We start from the raw sequence: 15,798 nt of genomic DNA, 5'->3' as shown, positions 1-15,798 counted from the left end.
TCTCCTTCGGACCCTGAACCCACGGGTTCATCGGCCTGCCGCCGGCGCGGCGGCGCGCGCGGCGCGTCGACGGTCGAGGATGTTGCGGCCTGCCGCGCGATACCCGCGCTGATAGGTATGGCTGAAGGCGTCGCGTGCATGCAGCCACTGCTCGACCGGCTGCCGCGCCGCGCTCGCCTCCGGCAGCTCGATGGTGTCGAAGCCGCAGGACAGGGCATAGGCGAACTGATCGGCGACCAGCGGGCCGCTGGCGCGGATTTCGCCGGCAAAGCCTGCGCGCCGGATCTGACGCGCAAGGCTGAAGCCGCGCCCGTCCGCATAGGCAGGAAAGGCGATCGCGACGAGCGCAAGCCGCGGCAGGAAGGATGCGAGTTCGGCAAAGGCGACGCTGTTGGGGATCAGCACGCCGATAACCTGCTCGGGCTCCTGCGCGTCGAGTGCCTCGGCGAGCACCTCCCAGCGCACGAGCGCCGCCGGGATATTGCCGATCGCCGCTCCCTCGCTGCGGGTCCAGCGATCCGCGGCGTTTCCGTTCCGATCAAGCAGCGGCACGGGCGGTCTCCTGGAAGGCGGCCTTGAAGGGCGCCAGGCCGATGCGGCGCACGTTGTCGATGAAGCTTTCGCCCTCGCTGCGCGCGGCAAGATAGACGCCCACGATCCGCTCGATCGCGTCCGGCACCTCTTCGGCTGCAAGGCCCGGCCCGAGAATCTCGCCGATCGCAGCATTCTCGGTGGCGTCGCCGCCGAGCGTGATCTGGTAGGATTCGATGCCGCGCTTCTCCAGGCCGAGAATGCCGATATGGCCGACATGGTGGTGGCCGCAGGCATTGATGCAGCCGGAGATCTTGATGCCGAGCGGGCCGATCTCGCGCTGGCGCGCCTCGTCGGCGAAGCGGCTCTGGATCGCCTGCGCGATCGGGATCGAGCGCGCGGTCGCCAGCGCGCAATAGTCGAGGCCGGGGCAAGAGATGATGTCGGTGACGAGCCCGACATTGGCGGTGGCGAGCCCGGCTTCGCCGAGCTGCTGCCAGATCACGTAGAGGTCGCGCTGGCGCACATGCGGCAACACGAGGTTCTGCGCATGGGTCACGCGCAATTCGTCGAAGGAATAGCGCTCGGCGAGATCGGCGACGGCGCGCATCTGCTCGCTGGTCGCGTCGCCCGGCGCCTGTCCCTGCGGCTTCAGCGAGATCGTCAGCGCCGTATAGCCCGGAATCTTATGCGGCGTGGTGTTGACCTCGACCCAGCGGGCGAAGGCCGGGTTGCTCGCCTTCGCCGCTTCCAGCGTGTTGCTGACGGCCGGCAGCACGTCGTAGCGCGGCGGCGCGAAATAGGCGGCGATGCGTGCGACCTCTTCCGGATCGGCATTGATCGAGGGCCCGTCGAGCAGGGCGAACTCGGCCTCGACGCGGCGGGTGAACTCCTCGGCACCGATCTCGTGGACGAGGATCTTGACGCGGGCCTTGTACTTGTTGTCGCGCCGGCCCTCGAGATTGTAGACCCGCATGATCGCCTCCAGATAGGCGAGCAGGTCCTGCTTCGGCAGGTAGTCGCGCACGACCTTGCCGATCATCGGCGTGCGGCCGAGGCCGCCGCCGACGCTGATCTCGTAGCAGGTCTCATGCGTGTCGGGATGGCGACGCAACCTGAGCCCGATATCGTGCGCCTTGATCACGGCCCGGTCGGCTTCGGCGCCCGTCACTGCGATCTTGAACTTGCGCGGCAGGTAGCTGAACTCGGGATGGGCCGAGGACCATTGCCGGATCAGCTCGGCGGTTGGGCGCGGGTCCTCGATCTCGTCCCGCGCGACGCCGGCGAAATGATCGGCCGTGACATTGCGGATGCAGTTGCCGGAGGTCTGGATGCAGTGCATCTCGACATCGGCGAGCAGCCCGAGGATTTCAGGCACGTCGCGCAGCTTCGGCCAGTTGAACTGCAGGTTCTGGCGCGTGGTGAAATGGCCGTAGCCGCGGTCGTATTTCTCGCCGATCAGGGCGAGCTGGCGCAGTTGCCGCGAATTCAGCGTGCCGTAGGGGATGGCGATCCGCAGCATATAGGCGTGGAGCTGGAGATAGACGCCATTCTTGAGGCGGAGCGGCTTGAACTCGTCCTCGGTCAGCGAGCCGTCGAGCCGGCGCGCCACCTGGTCGGTGAACTGCGCCACCCGCTCCCGGACGAAGCGCTCGTCGAATTCGTCGTAGCGATACATGGGTCAGCCTTTCGGCGCGGAGGCGATGCCGTCCCCGGCCTGCTTGCCGAGATCGGGACGGTTGCTGGGGCCGAGCGTCTTGAAGCGCTCGCGGAAATGGCGCGGGACCGGCCGGCCGCTCTCCAGCGCCACGTCGACCAGATAGGCGTCGACGACCCGGTTGCCGGCGAGCGCGGCCGCGGCGAAGCCCTCGAGCCGGGCGGCCGCGGCGTCGTCGGCCGCGACCAGCGCCGCGGCCGGGTCGCGCGTCCAGGCGAGGGCGCCTGCGCCGTCGGCCGTGGCGAAGACCACGTCGCCGTCGAGCAGGTCGTTGGCCAGCAGGATCGCCGGCAGCGGGACGCGCTTGGCCGCGGCGGACATCAGAGCGCCCCGGCCAGGCGAGCAAAGGTGGTGAGGCGCGTCACGGCATGCATCCGCTTCGTTCGTTTTTCCGAACGCGGAGAATAGGCCAGGCTTCCAGCTGCTTCAATTCACGTCAGATAGCGTGATTTTCTTTATTGCCGTTGGATTGGAGTAATTTCATCCTGCCTGCCCGGGGCGGGCCTCTGCCGGGGGGCGGGGCGCCTCAGCCGGGCCGCACCCGCAGCCGGCGCAGCAGCTCGAGCCCCATGACGGCGAGCGCGAACAGGATCCAGAGCGGGTCGGAGCGGTTGAGCAGGAAGCTCTCGAGCATGCCGACATAGGTCATGAAGATCACGATCATGGCGAAGAGGTCGGCGAGCCGGCGGTTGGCGGGGTGGCGCGCCGCGGCGAGATAGTTCCGCAGCGGCCGGACCAGCAGCAGCCAGAGGATGACGAGCCCGCCGGGGATGCCGAACATCAGCAGCGCGTCGAGATAGCTGCTGTGGCCCGAGCCGATGCCGCGCACGTCCCAGCTCGCCTCGTAATTCTCCTCCAGCCCGGTGACGACGGGGGTCTGCCAGAAGCCGGCATAGCCGTAGCCGGTCCAGGGCCGCGCGGCGACATGCGACAGGCCGAAGCGCCAGATCTCGTCGCGGCCGGTATAGCTCGGGTCGGAGAGCAGGGCGGCGGCGAGGCCGTGCAGCGGCTGCGACAGCACGGTGCCGAGGGTGAGGCAGGCGAGGGCGGCGACGAGCAGGAGATGCAGCGCCACGGCCAGCCCCGGCCGCCCGGCGAGCCGGCCGAGGAGCACGACCGCGACGGCCACCGGCAGGAAGCCGAGCGTCGTTTTCGAGCCGCTGTTGACGACGAAGACCAGGCACAGCGCGACGATCAGCCCGCCGCGCCATCGCAGCCCGCTGCGCCAGCCATAGATGCCGATCATCGCCATCATCGAGAACACCGGGGCGGCGAAGTTCTTGTGCGAGAGATGGCCGCGCCATTCCCCGGCATGGACGCCCTCGGCCCCCTCGGCGCCATGGACGGCGAGCGGATGGGCGAAGACCAGCACGCCATAGACGATGACGAGCACGGCGAGGCAGGCATCGACGGCCCCGGCCGCGAAATCCGCCTCGTCGCGCGGCAGCACCAGCACCCCGGCGACCACGACCAGCGCGATGGCGCCGAGCAGCAGGCCGCGGATCGAGGCCTCCGGATCGGGCGCCTGGGCGGTCGAGAGCAGGGCGACGGCGAAGATCGCGAGCCAGCTGCCGAGGCCGAGCCGGGCCAGCACCGGCCGCGGCGTCAGCCGCAGCATCGCCGCCAGATACAGCCCGCCCAGCACGAGATAGCCGATCTGGTTGACGAGGTTGCCGGTATTGGGCGCGCTCGGCCCCGTGCTTTCCGGCGGCACCGAAAAGGGCTGCAGCGTCAGGATCAGGATGAACAGCCCGAAGCCCGACAGGGCCAGCGCCAGCCGCCGCAGCCGCGCCTCCGCGCCCGCATCGCCGGCATCGTCGCCCTGCGCGGCGGCGGCCTCGGCGGCCTCTGCGATGCGTCCCGTCCGGCTCATGGCGTGGCGGCGATCCCGGCTGGCGCGGCCGCGGGAGGCGGCCGCCATGCCGATGCTATGCCAGAGGCGCGTTAAGAGCCCGTCATGATGCCGCCGGGCGGCCGGGGCGCGCGCCGCCGCGCCCGGGGGCGGGCGGCTCAGGCGCCGCGCGGCGCCTCCTCCGGGCCGGGGCCGGCCGTCCCGGCCGCGCGGCCGAAGCCTTGCGCGGCGAGGCGGGCCTCCTCTTCCTCGACGCGGACGGCGGCCCGCCTCAGCGCCTCCTCGGGCGCAAGGCCGGCGAGGCGGTTCTCGATGGCATGGCGGAAGAGCCGGCGCTCGCTCTCCGGCATCGCGCGCATGATCGCGGTGAGGCAGGCGCCGTCGTCGCGCTGGCAGCCGCGCGCCCGCCGGCAGGCCGGGTTGGCGCAATCGCGATAGGCCTCGAAGGCGTCGGTCATCCGGCGCAGCAGCACCGGCCGCAGGGCCTGGATGCGGTTGAACTCGGCGATGTGCTCGGCGCTGAAGGGGGATTTCTCGGTGCTGGCCATGATCGGCTCCTCTGCCGCGGTGGCGCGGCCCGCAGGCGCGCGCGGACGATCCGCCCGCGCCGGAGGCGCGGCGGGGATGAGCGGGGCTGGCGGAGCGCCGCGAGGCGCGAGAGTGATCCGCAACCATTGAGCCAGGCTGCGGCGCGGCGGGGTTGAGCCACCCGTCGCACGCCCCGTGGCGCTCCGCCTTCGGCGATTTCGGACTCCGGGCCGCGCTTATACGGCTTTGCGGTCCAGGACAGGCGGGCTCGGATGCCAGTTCCCCTCAGCGGGTTGTCGCGTCCTCGCCGCACCGGTCCGTCGCCGCCGAGCCTTCCAGCGAGCTCCTCGCACAGGGACCGTAGTGTCCCCAGGGCGGTGCCCCGAAGCCTCCCGGGAGCAGGGCGTAACCCCCGCCCGCAGGCGCCGACCCTCACCCAACCTCCAGCATACCTCCGGACGGCCGCCCCGTTTGGGTGATGGGCGAGGGCAGGATAGGGGAGGTGGGGAAGGCGGGGATAAGTTTGATGGAAACCGCGACGCTCTCTTCCTTCTCCCGGATGGGAGACTACGGCGCGGAGCGCTGACTGCGCCCACAGCTAAAGTCTTGACATCGCTTTGGTTACTCGCAGATCGTCTTATCGTGACAGAAGAAGCCGATTTGATAGCAGTACCCGATCGCTACCGGACAGGATTACGCGGCTGGTATCGTAAGGCTGGCTCAATCGGCGTGCTCGCATCCCGCACTGATGCGCTGAAGCGGGAAGAGAAGCTCATGACCGCTTCGTTGATCTTGCAACGAAAGTTGTTCGGCTTGGTCTACCGTCTGCTCCAACCGGACTATTTCGACGTTATGCCGCGTGACAGTGGAGTTTATGTTTCGATCGCCGTGCGAACAAACCGGATTCTCCCTGAGGTAAGTAATCCGGGCGATATCGATCTTCTGGTTATTCCTTACGAGGGTGACGAGCTGCTTTTGAGCAGAGTGATCGCCGCAGAAATCAAGATCATTCGCGCCAGCTTTCAACGGCAAGGGAAATCACCGAACGAGATGGGCTTTTCGCAAGCGGGACAACTCCTGGACGCAGGGTTCCCTTATGTGGCGGTACTTCACCTCATCGTTTCAGATCAAAGCCCCGAACATGCGTGGGAGCCGATGGGTAGAACCACCATCCTCAATGAGGATGGGCTGTGCGGACCTTTGACGACCGAGTTAGTTGATACCTTGCCAAAACGACTATTGGATCGTGGCATAGGTCGGTTGCTATCGGCGAGAACGCGGTCGGAGATCGGCCTAGCAGCCGCGTTCCTAGGGGCAACGGACGACGAGGTAACGCACGTGAATCGCGGCGCCGGGATGTGGTTCCCGGAGGGAAGTGCGGCGGCGCCGAACCCTAATCGCAAACCTGAAATCGGATTAGAGATTGCCGCCTATTTCGAAAGAAACAGTCGTTGGTTTGCCGACATCCCTCGGTTCGATCCTGAGCGGCGCTAATAGTGCTGTTGTGAGCCTCAGTTCGGGCTCTGAAATCACTCGCGCAAGATGTGGATGCTCGGGACAAGCCCGAGCATGACGGCGAGGCGAGGGAGTCATGTCACTCCCTGAAAGTACTCATCCCGGTCGGAGCCGTCGAAACGACCGCTCGGCATGCAGCACTTTTTGAAATCTGCGCCCGGAGCCGCAGACGCAGAGATCGTTGCGGCCGAGCTTTTCATGCAGTTCGACATCGCCATGGACGATGCGGACGCCGCGCTTCACGCGGGTTTCGGACGGGTAGGACTTCCGACGCTTGCTCGTGACCTCAAAAGGACGGCTGGTCGGTGAAGTCGTGCTTGGTCTTGGTCATGGCACCCTCCATCGCGTTTTCTGGGGGCGCTCTCCTAACTCATGGGACGGTCTTCCGCCAAGCCGAAAGGCGCTGGAACGCGACGCCTCCTACTTTCTCCTGGTGGGCCGGATGAGGGTGTCTGCAATTGGGGCAGGGCGACGTTGCCGTAAGCGGGCAGCGACAGTGTGTACAGTGGCGTTTAGCTGGCTTCGAGACGAGCGCGTTCGATCACCCTTCTAGCCGCGCGCGAAGAGTTTTCATGCAACGTCAAAAAATATCGGGGAGAGCCTGTAAGGGCACCTTGCGGAACAGATTGGCAACCACCAAGTTGCCGGTGCCGCCGGAATTGGCCGTCGGTACGGTCGTTGAAACTGTCAACCTCATACTGGCCCGCATCGACGATGCCGACAAGCGTCAGCACGATCGCCGCGATCCGTATCGACGAGACTTCGAGCATCGCTCGGACCTCCACGACTACACTATACTGCCTTGCGTTATTTGGCCCGCGTTGGAAGAAGCCTGATCTGACGAGACAGGAAGATGCTGACGGATTGAGGCGTGCGTTTGGGGGGCGTTCGGCGCAAGCCGAGGTTCAGGGTCGGAGCTAGCCCCCCAGACACTGCAAGTTCGGAGGTTCGATGCGGCCAGCTTGGTTCACGAAACGTGGGTATAAACACTTCGATGCGCCGGTTGGGGAGCGATATGCCAGCGACCTCGAGGCGGGCGCCAGCATCCGCAATCATTCCTGGTCTCCGCTTATCCACTACGAAAAGCGCTTGAAGCGCTATAAGCCGAACGATGCGCAGACCGTCTATAAGGTGCGGCCGATCATGTACGCCTCACACCGTGATGCGTGCATCTTATCCAAATTCGCATTCGAGCTGACGCGGCGACTGGACGATTTCTACGAACGCGAAGGCCTCACGTCGCATGTGATTGGCTACCGTCGCCTAGGCAAGTCTAATTATGATTTTTCGGCAGATGCCCAAAAATTCGCAAAAGCCAACGCGCCATGTGTCGTACTTTGCTTTGATGTCAGTGGGTTTTTTGATCATCTTGATCATCGCTTGCTTAAGGATCAGCTCAAGAATTTGCTCGGTACGGCCGAGCTTTCCGACGATTGGTACCGCGTTTTCCGTCATGTCACGCGGTATCACTACGTCAGTCGGGACGCGCTCGCCGCTCATCCTGATTTCGGGCCAAGGCTAAAATCACGTAAGCCGGAACCTCTGGCATCGATCGCCCAGGTGAAAGCCGCTGGTATCGCGATAACGCCAAACCCAAATGCTTATGGCATTCCGCAAGGAACACCGATCAGCAGTGCCTTTTCAAACCTCTACATGATCGACCTCGATCGCGTGATGGCGTCGTTGTGCCGTTCATATGGGGCACTCTATCAGCGCTATTCCGACGATATTCTCGTCATCTGCAAGCCAGAGCATGAAGCCGATATCCGCGTTGCTCTGTTGGCCGCGATCGCTCAGGCGAAGCTGGAAATAAAAGACGAGAAGACGGAACGTGCCCTCTTCGGTGCGAAGAGCGACGCAGTTTTCCAGTACCTTGGATTCAACGTAACACAGACCGGAGCAACGATCAGACCGAGTTCGCTTGCGCGACAATGGCGTAAGTTGAAGTATAGCATCAAAAAGACTCGTAAGATCGGCGAATTAGCGATCGCCGAAGGGCGTGCAGACAAGATCTATACTAAGCGCTTGAGGCGCAGGTTTTATCCGGTGGGCGTAAGAAATTTTTCGGCGTACGCGCGCCGCGCCGCGACAGCATTTGGATCGAAATCTATCGCCCGGCAGGTGAAGCGCTTAGAGCGCCGAGCAGATGAGGCGATCCGCGATCTGAAGACCTAGCCCCGATTGCGAATAGCGGCTTGCACCGTCCAGCGTCTGCTTGCGTCCTACTCCGCCGCCTGCCGCTGCACCTTGCCCTTCTTGATCGGCCGCCGCTCCAGCACTTCCTTGAGGAAGCGCGCGGTGTGGCCCTTGCCGATCCGCACGATGTCCTCCGGCGTGCCTTCGGCCACCACCTGGCCGCCGCCGTCGCCGCCTTCGGGGCCCATGTCGATCACCCAGTCGGCGGTCTTCACCACCTCGAGATTGTGCTCGATCACCACCACCGAATTGCCCTGGTCGACCAGCTCGTGCAGCACCTCCATGAGCTTGGCAACGTCGTGGAAATGCAGGCCGGTCGTCGGCTCGTCGAGGATGTAGAGCGTGCGGCCGGTGGCGCGCTTCGACAATTCCTTGGAGAGCTTGACGCGCTGCGCCTCGCCGCCCGAGAGCGTCGTCGCCTGCTGGCCGACCTTGACATAGTCGAGCCCGACTCGCGCCAGCGTCTCCATCTTGTCGCGGATCGAGGGCACCGCCTTGAACAGGCCCTTCGCCTCCTCGACCGACATGTCGAGCACGTCGGCGATCGACTTGTCGCGATACTTCACCTCGAGCGTCTCGCGGTCGTAGCGCTTGCCCTTGCAGACGTCGCAGGTGACGTAGACATCCGGCAGGAAGTGCATCTCGATCTTGATGACGCCGTCGCCCTGGCAGGCCTCGCAGCGGCCGCCCTTGACGTTGAAGGAGAAGCGCCCGGCCTGGTAGCCGCGCGCCTTCGCCTCCGGCAGGCCGGCGAACCATTCGCGGATCGGCGTGAAGGCGCCGGTATAGGTCGCCGGGTTCGAGCGCGGCGTGCGGCCGATCGGCGACTGGTCGATGTCGATGACCTTGTCGAGATGCTCGATGCCCTCGATGCGGTCATGCGGGGCCGGGTGGTCGATCGCGCCGTTCAGCTTGCGCGCCACCGCCTTGTAGAGCGTGTCGATCACCAGCGTCGACTTGCCGCCGCCGGAGACGCCGGTGATGCAGGTGAACATCCCCAACGGAATCTCGACATCGACATTGCGCAGGTTGTTGCCGCGCGCGCCGACGATCTTGAGGCTGCGGCCCTTCGTGGCCTTGCGGCGCTTGGCCGGCACCGCGACCGACATCTCGCCGGTGAGGTATTTGCCGGTGAGCGAATTGGGATCGTCGAGAATGTCCTGCGGCGTGCCCTTGGCGACGATCTCGCCGCCATGGATGCCGGCGCCGGGGCCGACATCAACGACATAGTCCGCCGTCAGGATCGCGTCCTCGTCATGCTCGACCACGATCACGGTATTGCCGAGGTCCCTTAGCCGGCGCAGCGTGCCGAGCAGGCGCTCATTGTCGCGCTGGTGCAGGCCGATCGAGGGCTCGTCCAGCACATAGAGCACGCCGGTCAGCCCCGAGCCGATCTGGCTGGCCAGCCGGATGCGCTGGCTCTCGCCGCCGGAGAGCGTGCCGGAGGCGCGGGCGAGCGTCAGGTATTCCAGGCCCACGTCGAGCAGGAAGGTCAAACGGTCGCGGATTTCCTTGAGGATGCGCGGGGCGATCTCGTTCTGCTTCTTCGAGAGCCGGGCGGGGAGGTTCGTGACCCAGTCCAGCGCGTCCTTGACCGAGAGCTTCGAGACCTCGCCGATATGGCGGCCGTCGATCTTCACCGCCAGCGCCTCGGGCTTCAGGCGATAGCCGTTGCAGGCGGCGCAGGGCGTCTCGGACATGAAGCGGCCGATCTCCTCGCGCGCCCAGTCCGACTCCGTCTCCTTCCAGCGCCGCTCCATATTGGTGATGACGCCCTCGAAGGGCTTCTTCACCTCGTAGGACCGCAGGCCGTCATTATAGGCCATGCGCACGGGCTCGCTGCCCGTGCCGAACAGGATCGCCTTGCGCGCACTTTCCGGCAGTTCCGACCAGGGCTTGGTCATCGAGAAGCCGAAATGCCGGGCGAGCGCTTCCAGCGTCTGGCCGTAATAGGGCGAGGTCGACTTGGCCCAAGGCGCGATCGCGCCCTTCTTCAGCGTCAGCGAATGATCCGGCACGATCATGTCCGGGTCGATCCGCATCTCGTGGCCGAGCCCGTCGCAGACCGGGCAGGCGCCGAACGGGTTGTTGAACGAGAACAGCCGGGGCTCGATCTCGGGAATGGTGAAGCCGGAGACCGGGCAGGCGAACTTGGACGAGAAGGTGACGCGCTTCGCCTCGCCGTTCTCCTCCTTCTCGTCGGCATATTCGAAGACGGCGATGCCGTCGGTCAGCTCCAGCGCCTGCTCCAGCGAATCCGCGAGGCGCGCGCCGAGATCGGGCCGGATCACGATGCGGTCCACGACCACGTCGATGTCGTGCTTGAACTTCTTGTCGAGGCTCGGCGCGTCCGGGATCTCGTAGAACTCGCCATTGACCTTGACGCGCTGGAAGCCGCGCTTCAGCCAGTCGGCCATCTCCTTGCGGAACTCGCCCTTGCGGCCGCGCACCACCGGCGCCAGCAGGTAGCCGCGCGTCTTCTCCGGCAGCTCGGTCATGCGGTCGACCATCTGCTGGACGGTCTGGCTCTCGATCGGCAGGCCGGTCGCGGGCGAATAGGGAATGCCGGCGCGCGCCCAGAGCAGGCGCATGTAGTCGTGGATCTCGGTGACCGTGCCGACGGTCGAACGCGGGTTCTTCGAGGTCGTCTTCTGCTCGATCGAGATCGCCGGCGAGAGCCCGTCGATCTGGTCGACATCGGGCTTCTGCATCATCTCGAGGAACTGGCGGGCATAGGCCGAGAGCGACTCGACATAGCGGCGCTGGCCTTCCGCATAGATCGTGTCGAAGGCGAGCGAGGACTTGCCAGAGCCGGAAAGCCCGGTGAAGACCACGAGCTTGTCGCGCGGGATCGCGAGGTCGACATTCTTGAGATTGTGCTCGCGCGCGCCGCGCACGGTGATGGCGCGGCTGTTCGGGTCGGCCGCGCGGTTGCGGTCGAACATGTCTTCCAGCGCAGCAGCCTGGGCAGCAGCGGTTTCGGTCTTGCGGGCCATCGGGGCGTCCGGTCGAGGAGAAGGTCTAGAGATAGGGCAATTGTCGCGCCATACCAGCCCGGTCCTCCGGGCAGCGGCAATGTCTAGCATGCGGGACGGCCCGGACGGGAGGCCGCCGGGAGCGGTGCTGACAGGGGATGGCAGGAATGCATCGTGGCGCTCCTCGCCGCCGGCGGGCCCGGGATCGCGCTGCTGGCGATCCTGCTCAACCGGATAGCTGTGGCGGTATCGGGGCGGGACGCGCCGAGGGTGGAAAGCCAGCACCGGCACTGTTAGAAGCAGTAATGGCCCAATCGGAGGAACAAGCGCGGGTCATTATCGACGTCGACCTGGTGAGACGGCTGATCGAAGCGCAGTTTCCGCAATACGCCGCGTTGCCACTGGAAGCCGTGCAGCCCGGCGGCTGGGACAATCGGACCTTTCGGCTCGGCCAGGAGCTGTCCGTGCGCTTGCCGAGCGCGGCGCGCTACGCTCCGCAGATTGAAAAGGAGCATCGCTGGCTGCCGCGGCTGGCTTCAACTTTGCCGCTTCCGATCCCGATCCCATTGGCGGTGGGCAAACCCGCCGAAGGCTATCCTTGGCATTGGTCGATCTATCGATGGCTCGAAGGGCAGCCGGCGACGGCAGGCCGCATCGCTGATCCGACGGCCTTCGCCCGGTCGATCGCGTCGTTTCTGACTGCATTGCATCGTATCGACGCAGCCGGCGGACATGCAGCGGGGAACCACAATTTTCATCGCGGCGGGCATCTTGCCGTTTACGATGTGGAAGCCCGAGCCGCTCTATCGACGCTCACCGGAAAGATCGATGTTGCCTCCGCTGCGGACGTGTGGGCGGCAGCGCTCTCGTCCGAATGGCGCTCCCGCCCGTTGTGGGTCCATGGCGACATGGCCTTGGGCAATCTTTTGGTCAGAGGCGGAGAGCTCTGCGCCGTGATTGACTTCGGGGGACTGGCCGTAGGCGACCCCGCCTGCGATCTGGTCATGGCGTGGACAGAATTCTCCGGCGATAGCCGAACCGTGTTCCGTACCAGGCTTCCGTTTGACGACGACACCTGGAAACGCGCTCGCGGATGGGCGCTATGGAAAGCCCTTATCACTATTGCCGGAGCCGGTCAGGATCAGCTGTCGAGGAAGAGAGCTCGGGTGGTTGTCGCCGAGGTCATCGCGGACCACCGTGCAACGACCGTGGGCTAGCGTCTGCGATCGGTCGTTAGCGGACTTGACTAGCGCCAACCCCTGTCATCGTCTGCATTGATTTTAACGGCAGGCAGCTGGCGCAATGGCATTCTCGTCCGACCACATCCAGCGTGTCGTTAGAGAGATGGCTCGTTTTTGGCAGCATGAGCGAACGCGCATCAATGCTCAAATTGGTCGAACTGGCATGAGAGCCCGTAACGTGGGCCTCGGCTCATCATTCAGTGAGCAGAAGATAGCTGCTCGAAAGGAAACGAAATTCAAACGATGGATGGGAGGCAAGACAAGCCGAGATATCGAATTAATTGAAGCCGTATGCAGGTTCATTGCCATCGAATATCATGATGGACGTATTCCTTTCGAGGAGGCCGACGCAGTGGCTAATCTTTTATGGGAATACGAAAGCGCATATATGACAGAGCGGATAACTCCGCCAATCTTATGGGATGTCTACACGGCGTTTGACGCCGGTGAGTACCATAGGTCTAAAGATCAAAGTGATGATCCCGTGGTGGAGTTCACGAACCCTGCAATAGCTAGGATCGTCTCGCGTTTGAATGTCGCCTAAGGGTTGGAAGCGGACCCTTGTAGTGCCTCAGTCAATCGATGAAATGCTCCATCGGATCATCGTCGCCAACACGCCATCGCAACCCAGTCTTCTCCAGCGTGGCAGGCAGGTTGATGCCGCAGAGGCACAAATCGAGGTCGCGCCAATCCTTGCCCTGCGGCCAGCGCACGAACGGGTTTTGGCTCTGCCATATGAGCTTGTCTTGCCCGCCAAGCAGCACCGCCAATTGGCGAGGCGTGTCATAAGAGCGCCCGTCCGCAATGACTGAGTTACACACGGTCTCGCCTCCCAGTTACAGCGAATTACCGCTTGGGCGTGAGGTCCGCAACCGGCCGTCAGCTGCCGTTTCGGTCCATCGACGGCTCATCAGCAACGCCGGGTTCAAACGAGATGGACACGCGCTTGGCGCGGATTACACCGTCGAGCCCGAAGCAAGGCTCCAACTCGATCTCAATATCTTCGGGCGACTGCGGCAGCGCATAATAGTTGGATCGGCCACGCTCTGTCGCACGCTGCAACTTCAGGCCAAAGATAACATTCTGTTGGCTGAAGCCGTCCAGTTGCAGGTCCATGATTTCTTGGAGAGTGAATGTTACGAAAGCGTCCTTATCGAGAACGATGTAGCCGTTCTCATCCACCTGCTCTGTTCCCATCCAACCATGAACGCGAAGAAAGCTCTTCCCGGACCGACGCAGGTCGAGGCTGATGATCTCTGCATCATGGAAACTCGGGACCCGGCCGAACCAACGGAGTAGCTCTGGTCCGCCCGGAACTTCATCGTAGATGTGCGGGATTTGGTCGCCGATCATTCCGGCATGAAATGGCCATTGCGCTATGTCTGCAAGGGGTCGGAATAGGAAATTGGAAAAGTGGCTGCCAGGAGCGGCTTTCGACCGCCGCACTGTGTGCGCCGAGCACATCCTTGTGGAGGGCGCAGCGCACTGACGGAGGCCGCGGCGGGAGCGATCCCATAAGGCGCCCGCTCAGCCCCGCAGCCCCGGCGCCTCCTGCCCCGTCCGCTCAACATATTCCGTATAGCCGCCGCCATAGGCGTGGACGCCGTCCGGCGTCAGCTCCAGCACGCGGTTCGACAGGGCGGCGAGGAAGTGCCGGTCGTGGCTGACGAACAGCATCGTGCCCTCGAAGGCGGCGAGCGCCTCGATCAGCATCTCCTTGGTGGCGATGTCGAGATGGTTGGTGGGCTCGTCCAGCACGAGGAAGTTCGGCGGATCGTAGAGCATCAGCGCCATGACGAGGCGCGCCTTCTCGCCGCCGGAGAGCACGCGGCAGCGCTTCTCGACATCGTCGCCGGAGAAGCCGAAGCAGCCGGCGAGCGCCCTAAGCGAGCCCTGGTTCGCCTGGGGGAAGGCATCCTCCAGGGTTTCGAAGACGGTTCTTTCGCCCTCGAGAATCTCCATCGAATGCTGGGCGAAATAGCCGAGCTTGACGCCGGCGCCGAGCGTGACGATGCCGGAATCAGGCTCGGAGGTGCCGGTGACGAGCTTCAAGAGCGTCGACTTGCCGGCGCCGTTGACGCCCATGACGCACCAGCGCTCGCGCCGGCGGATCTGGAAGTCGAAGCCGTCATAGATGACCTTCTCGCCATAGCGCTTGGCGACGCCCTTCAGGTCCGCGACATCGTCCCCCGAGCGTGGCGCCGGCTGGAACTCGAACTTCACGGTCTGTCGGCGCTTCGGCGGCTCGACGCGCTCGATCTTGTCGAGCTTCTTGACCCGGCTCTGCACCTGCGCGGCATGGGAGGCGCGCGCCTTGAAGCGCTCGATGAAAGCGATCTCCTTGGCCAGCATCGCCTGCTGGCGCTCGAACTGCGCCTGCTGCTGCTTTTCGCTGAGCGCCCGCTGCTGCTGGTAGAATTCGTAGTCGCCGGAATAGGTCGTCAGCGCCCCGCCGTCGATCTCGACGATCTTGCCGACGATGCGGTTCATGAAGGAGCGGTCGTGCGAGGTCATCAGCAGCGCGCCCTCGTAGCCCTTCAGGAACTCCTCCAGCCAGATCAGGCTCTCGATGTCGAGATGGTTCGACGGCTCGTCGAGCAGCATGGCGTCCGGCGCCATCAGCAGGATGCGGGCCAGCGCGACGCGCATCTTCCAGCCGCCGGAGAGGGTGCCGACATCGCCCTCCATCATCGCCGGACTGAAGCCGAGGCCGGCCAGCACCTCGCGGGCGCGGCCGTCGAGCGCATAGCCGTCGAGGTCCTCGAAGCGCCCCTGCACCTCGCCGTAGCGGGCGACGATCTCCTCCATCTCGTCGGCGCGGTCGGGATCGGCCATGGCGGCTTCGAGCATCGCGAGCTCGGCCGCGACGCTCGAGACCGGGCCGGCGCCGTCCATCACCGCCGAGACGACGCTCATCCCCGCCATCTCGCCGACATCCTGGCTGAAATAGCCGATGGTGGTGCCGCGATCGATCGAGACCTGGCCCTCGTCGGGGGCCTCCTCGCCGGTGATGAGGCGGAACAGCGTGGTCTTGCCGGCGCCGTTGGGGCCGACGAGGCCGATCTTCTCGCCCTTCTGCAAGGCGGCGGAAGCCTCGATGAAGACGATCTGCTTGCCGTTCTGCTTGCTGATGCTTTCGAGCCGGATCATGGGTGTGGGGAACCAAAAATGTCGGGAACGGCCCTCGGCCCGAGGAGGCCGGTGAGGCATCTGGAGCATCCTTCGAGACGCCGCTGCACGGCT

General features: G+C 64.6%; 15 protein-coding genes. 4 read left to right on the top strand and 11 right to left on the bottom strand.

Annotated features, from left to right (window positions below; all coding sequences use genetic code 11):
- Positions 1–27 precede the first annotated feature (27 nt).
- From BGO20_RS05250 to BGO20_RS05230, 5 genes are all read right to left on the bottom strand, one after another.
- Positions 28–552, bottom strand: a complete 525-nt coding sequence (locus tag BGO20_RS05250; protein WP_291662123.1) for a DUF934 domain-containing protein — start codon at positions 550–552, stop codon at positions 28–30.
- Entirely contained in the window at positions 539–2,209 is a 1,671-nt protein-coding gene (locus tag BGO20_RS05245; protein WP_291662125.1) for a nitrite/sulfite reductase, read from the bottom strand. Before BGO20_RS05245 ends, BGO20_RS05250 begins: the two co-directional genes overlap by 14 nt.
- Positions 2,210–2,212: 3 nt before the next feature.
- Entirely contained in the window at positions 2,213–2,569 is a 357-nt protein-coding gene (locus BGO20_RS05240) for a DUF2849 domain-containing protein (RefSeq protein ID WP_291662128.1), read from the bottom strand.
- 205 nt (positions 2,570–2,774) lie between these two features.
- Positions 2,775–4,121, bottom strand: coding sequence for an O-antigen ligase family protein (locus tag BGO20_RS05235; protein ID WP_291662130.1), 1,347 nt, complete (start codon positions 4,119–4,121; stop codon positions 2,775–2,777).
- A gap of 137 nt (positions 4,122–4,258) precedes the next feature.
- Positions 4,259–4,648 (bottom strand): hypothetical protein, encoded by a 390-nt coding sequence (locus tag BGO20_RS05230; RefSeq protein ID WP_291662133.1) that lies wholly within the window; start codon positions 4,646–4,648, stop codon positions 4,259–4,261.
- 622 nt (positions 4,649–5,270) lie between these two features.
- On the opposite strand from BGO20_RS05230, the gene BGO20_RS05225 reads away from it, so the two are divergent.
- Complete coding sequence (locus BGO20_RS05225) at positions 5,271–6,122, top strand: hypothetical protein (protein WP_291662135.1); 852 nt, start codon at positions 5,271–5,273, stop codon at positions 6,120–6,122.
- 117 nt (positions 6,123–6,239) lie between these two features.
- Here the strand turns inward: BGO20_RS05225 and BGO20_RS05220 are convergent, their stop codons facing one another.
- Together BGO20_RS05220 and BGO20_RS05215 are read right to left on the bottom strand one after the other, a co-directional pair.
- On the bottom strand, positions 6,240–6,386 hold the full coding sequence (locus tag BGO20_RS05220; RefSeq protein WP_291662138.1) for an SEC-C metal-binding domain-containing protein: 147 nt from the start codon (positions 6,384–6,386) through the stop codon (positions 6,240–6,242).
- A gap of 269 nt (positions 6,387–6,655) precedes the next feature.
- On the bottom strand, positions 6,656–6,913 hold the full coding sequence (locus BGO20_RS05215; protein ID WP_291662141.1) for a hypothetical protein: 258 nt from the start codon (positions 6,911–6,913) through the stop codon (positions 6,656–6,658).
- Positions 6,914–7,094: 181 nt separating this feature from the next.
- Here BGO20_RS05215 and BGO20_RS05210 point away from each other — a divergent pair, with 181 nt between their 5' ends.
- The gene (locus BGO20_RS05210) at positions 7,095–8,318 is read left to right on the top strand and encodes a reverse transcriptase/maturase family protein (protein ID WP_291662143.1); all 1,224 of its coding nucleotides are present in this window, start codon (positions 7,095–7,097) and stop codon (positions 8,316–8,318) included.
- A gap of 47 nt (positions 8,319–8,365) precedes the next feature.
- On the opposite strand, the gene uvrA is transcribed toward BGO20_RS05210, so the two are convergent.
- Complete coding sequence (uvrA, locus tag BGO20_RS05205) at positions 8,366–11,284, bottom strand: excinuclease ABC subunit UvrA (RefSeq protein WP_291662591.1); 2,919 nt, start codon at positions 11,282–11,284, stop codon at positions 8,366–8,368.
- Positions 11,285–11,619: 335 nt separating this feature from the next.
- On the opposite strand from uvrA, the gene BGO20_RS05200 reads away from it, so the two are divergent.
- A complete protein-coding gene (locus tag BGO20_RS05200) occupies positions 11,620–12,531 on the top strand; it encodes an aminoglycoside phosphotransferase family protein (protein ID WP_291662144.1) in 912 nt (303 codons plus the stop codon).
- Positions 12,532–12,616: 85 nt separating this feature from the next.
- Positions 12,617–13,099 (top strand): hypothetical protein, encoded by a 483-nt coding sequence (locus tag BGO20_RS05195; protein ID WP_291662147.1) that lies wholly within the window; start codon positions 12,617–12,619, stop codon positions 13,097–13,099.
- A gap of 31 nt (positions 13,100–13,130) precedes the next feature.
- Here the strand turns inward: BGO20_RS05195 and BGO20_RS05190 are convergent, their stop codons facing one another.
- The 3 genes from BGO20_RS05190 to BGO20_RS05180 form a co-directional block, all read right to left on the bottom strand.
- Entirely contained in the window at positions 13,131–13,325 is a 195-nt protein-coding gene (locus BGO20_RS05190; protein WP_465245995.1) for a hypothetical protein, read from the bottom strand.
- A 109-nt stretch (positions 13,326–13,434) separates the two neighbouring features.
- The gene (locus BGO20_RS05185; protein ID WP_291662148.1) at positions 13,435–13,908 is read right to left on the bottom strand and encodes an Imm50 family immunity protein; all 474 of its coding nucleotides are present in this window, start codon (positions 13,906–13,908) and stop codon (positions 13,435–13,437) included.
- A gap of 174 nt (positions 13,909–14,082) precedes the next feature.
- The gene (locus BGO20_RS05180) at positions 14,083–15,705 is read right to left on the bottom strand and encodes an ABC-F family ATP-binding cassette domain-containing protein (RefSeq protein WP_291662150.1); all 1,623 of its coding nucleotides are present in this window, start codon (positions 15,703–15,705) and stop codon (positions 14,083–14,085) included.
- Between the last annotated feature and the right edge of the window lie 93 nt (positions 15,706–15,798).

This window comes from Allobosea sp. 67-29 (assembly GCF_001898115.1).
Classification (GTDB): Bacteria; Pseudomonadota; Alphaproteobacteria; order Rhizobiales; family Beijerinckiaceae; genus Allobosea.
This window is presented reverse-complemented; position numbering and strand designations above follow the sequence as displayed.

Coding starts and splice junctions, on each gene's coding strand:
- BGO20_RS05185 (WP_291662148.1), bottom strand. CDS start 13,908: ATGATCGGCGACCAAATCCCGCACATCTACGATGAAGTTCCGGGCGGA.
- BGO20_RS05215 (WP_291662141.1), bottom strand. CDS start 6,913: ATGCTCGAAGTCTCGTCGATACGGATCGCGGCGATCGTGCTGACGCTT.
- BGO20_RS05245 (WP_291662125.1), bottom strand. CDS start 2,209: ATGTATCGCTACGACGAATTCGACGAGCGCTTCGTCCGGGAGCGGGTG.
- uvrA (WP_291662591.1), bottom strand. CDS start 11,284: ATGTTCGACCGCAACCGCGCGGCCGACCCGAACAGCCGCGCCATCACC.
- BGO20_RS05210 (WP_291662143.1), top strand. CDS start 7,095: ATGCGGCCAGCTTGGTTCACGAAACGTGGGTATAAACACTTCGATGCG.
- BGO20_RS05240 (WP_291662128.1), bottom strand. CDS start 2,569: ATGTCCGCCGCGGCCAAGCGCGTCCCGCTGCCGGCGATCCTGCTGGCC.
- BGO20_RS05235 (WP_291662130.1), bottom strand. CDS start 4,121: ATGAGCCGGACGGGACGCATCGCAGAGGCCGCCGAGGCCGCCGCCGCG.
- BGO20_RS05195 (WP_291662147.1), top strand. CDS start 12,617: ATGGCATTCTCGTCCGACCACATCCAGCGTGTCGTTAGAGAGATGGCT.
- BGO20_RS05230 (WP_291662133.1), bottom strand. CDS start 4,648: ATGGCCAGCACCGAGAAATCCCCCTTCAGCGCCGAGCACATCGCCGAG.
- BGO20_RS05180 (WP_291662150.1), bottom strand. CDS start 15,705: ATGATCCGGCTCGAAAGCATCAGCAAGCAGAACGGCAAGCAGATCGTC.
- BGO20_RS05200 (WP_291662144.1), top strand. CDS start 11,620: ATGGCCCAATCGGAGGAACAAGCGCGGGTCATTATCGACGTCGACCTG.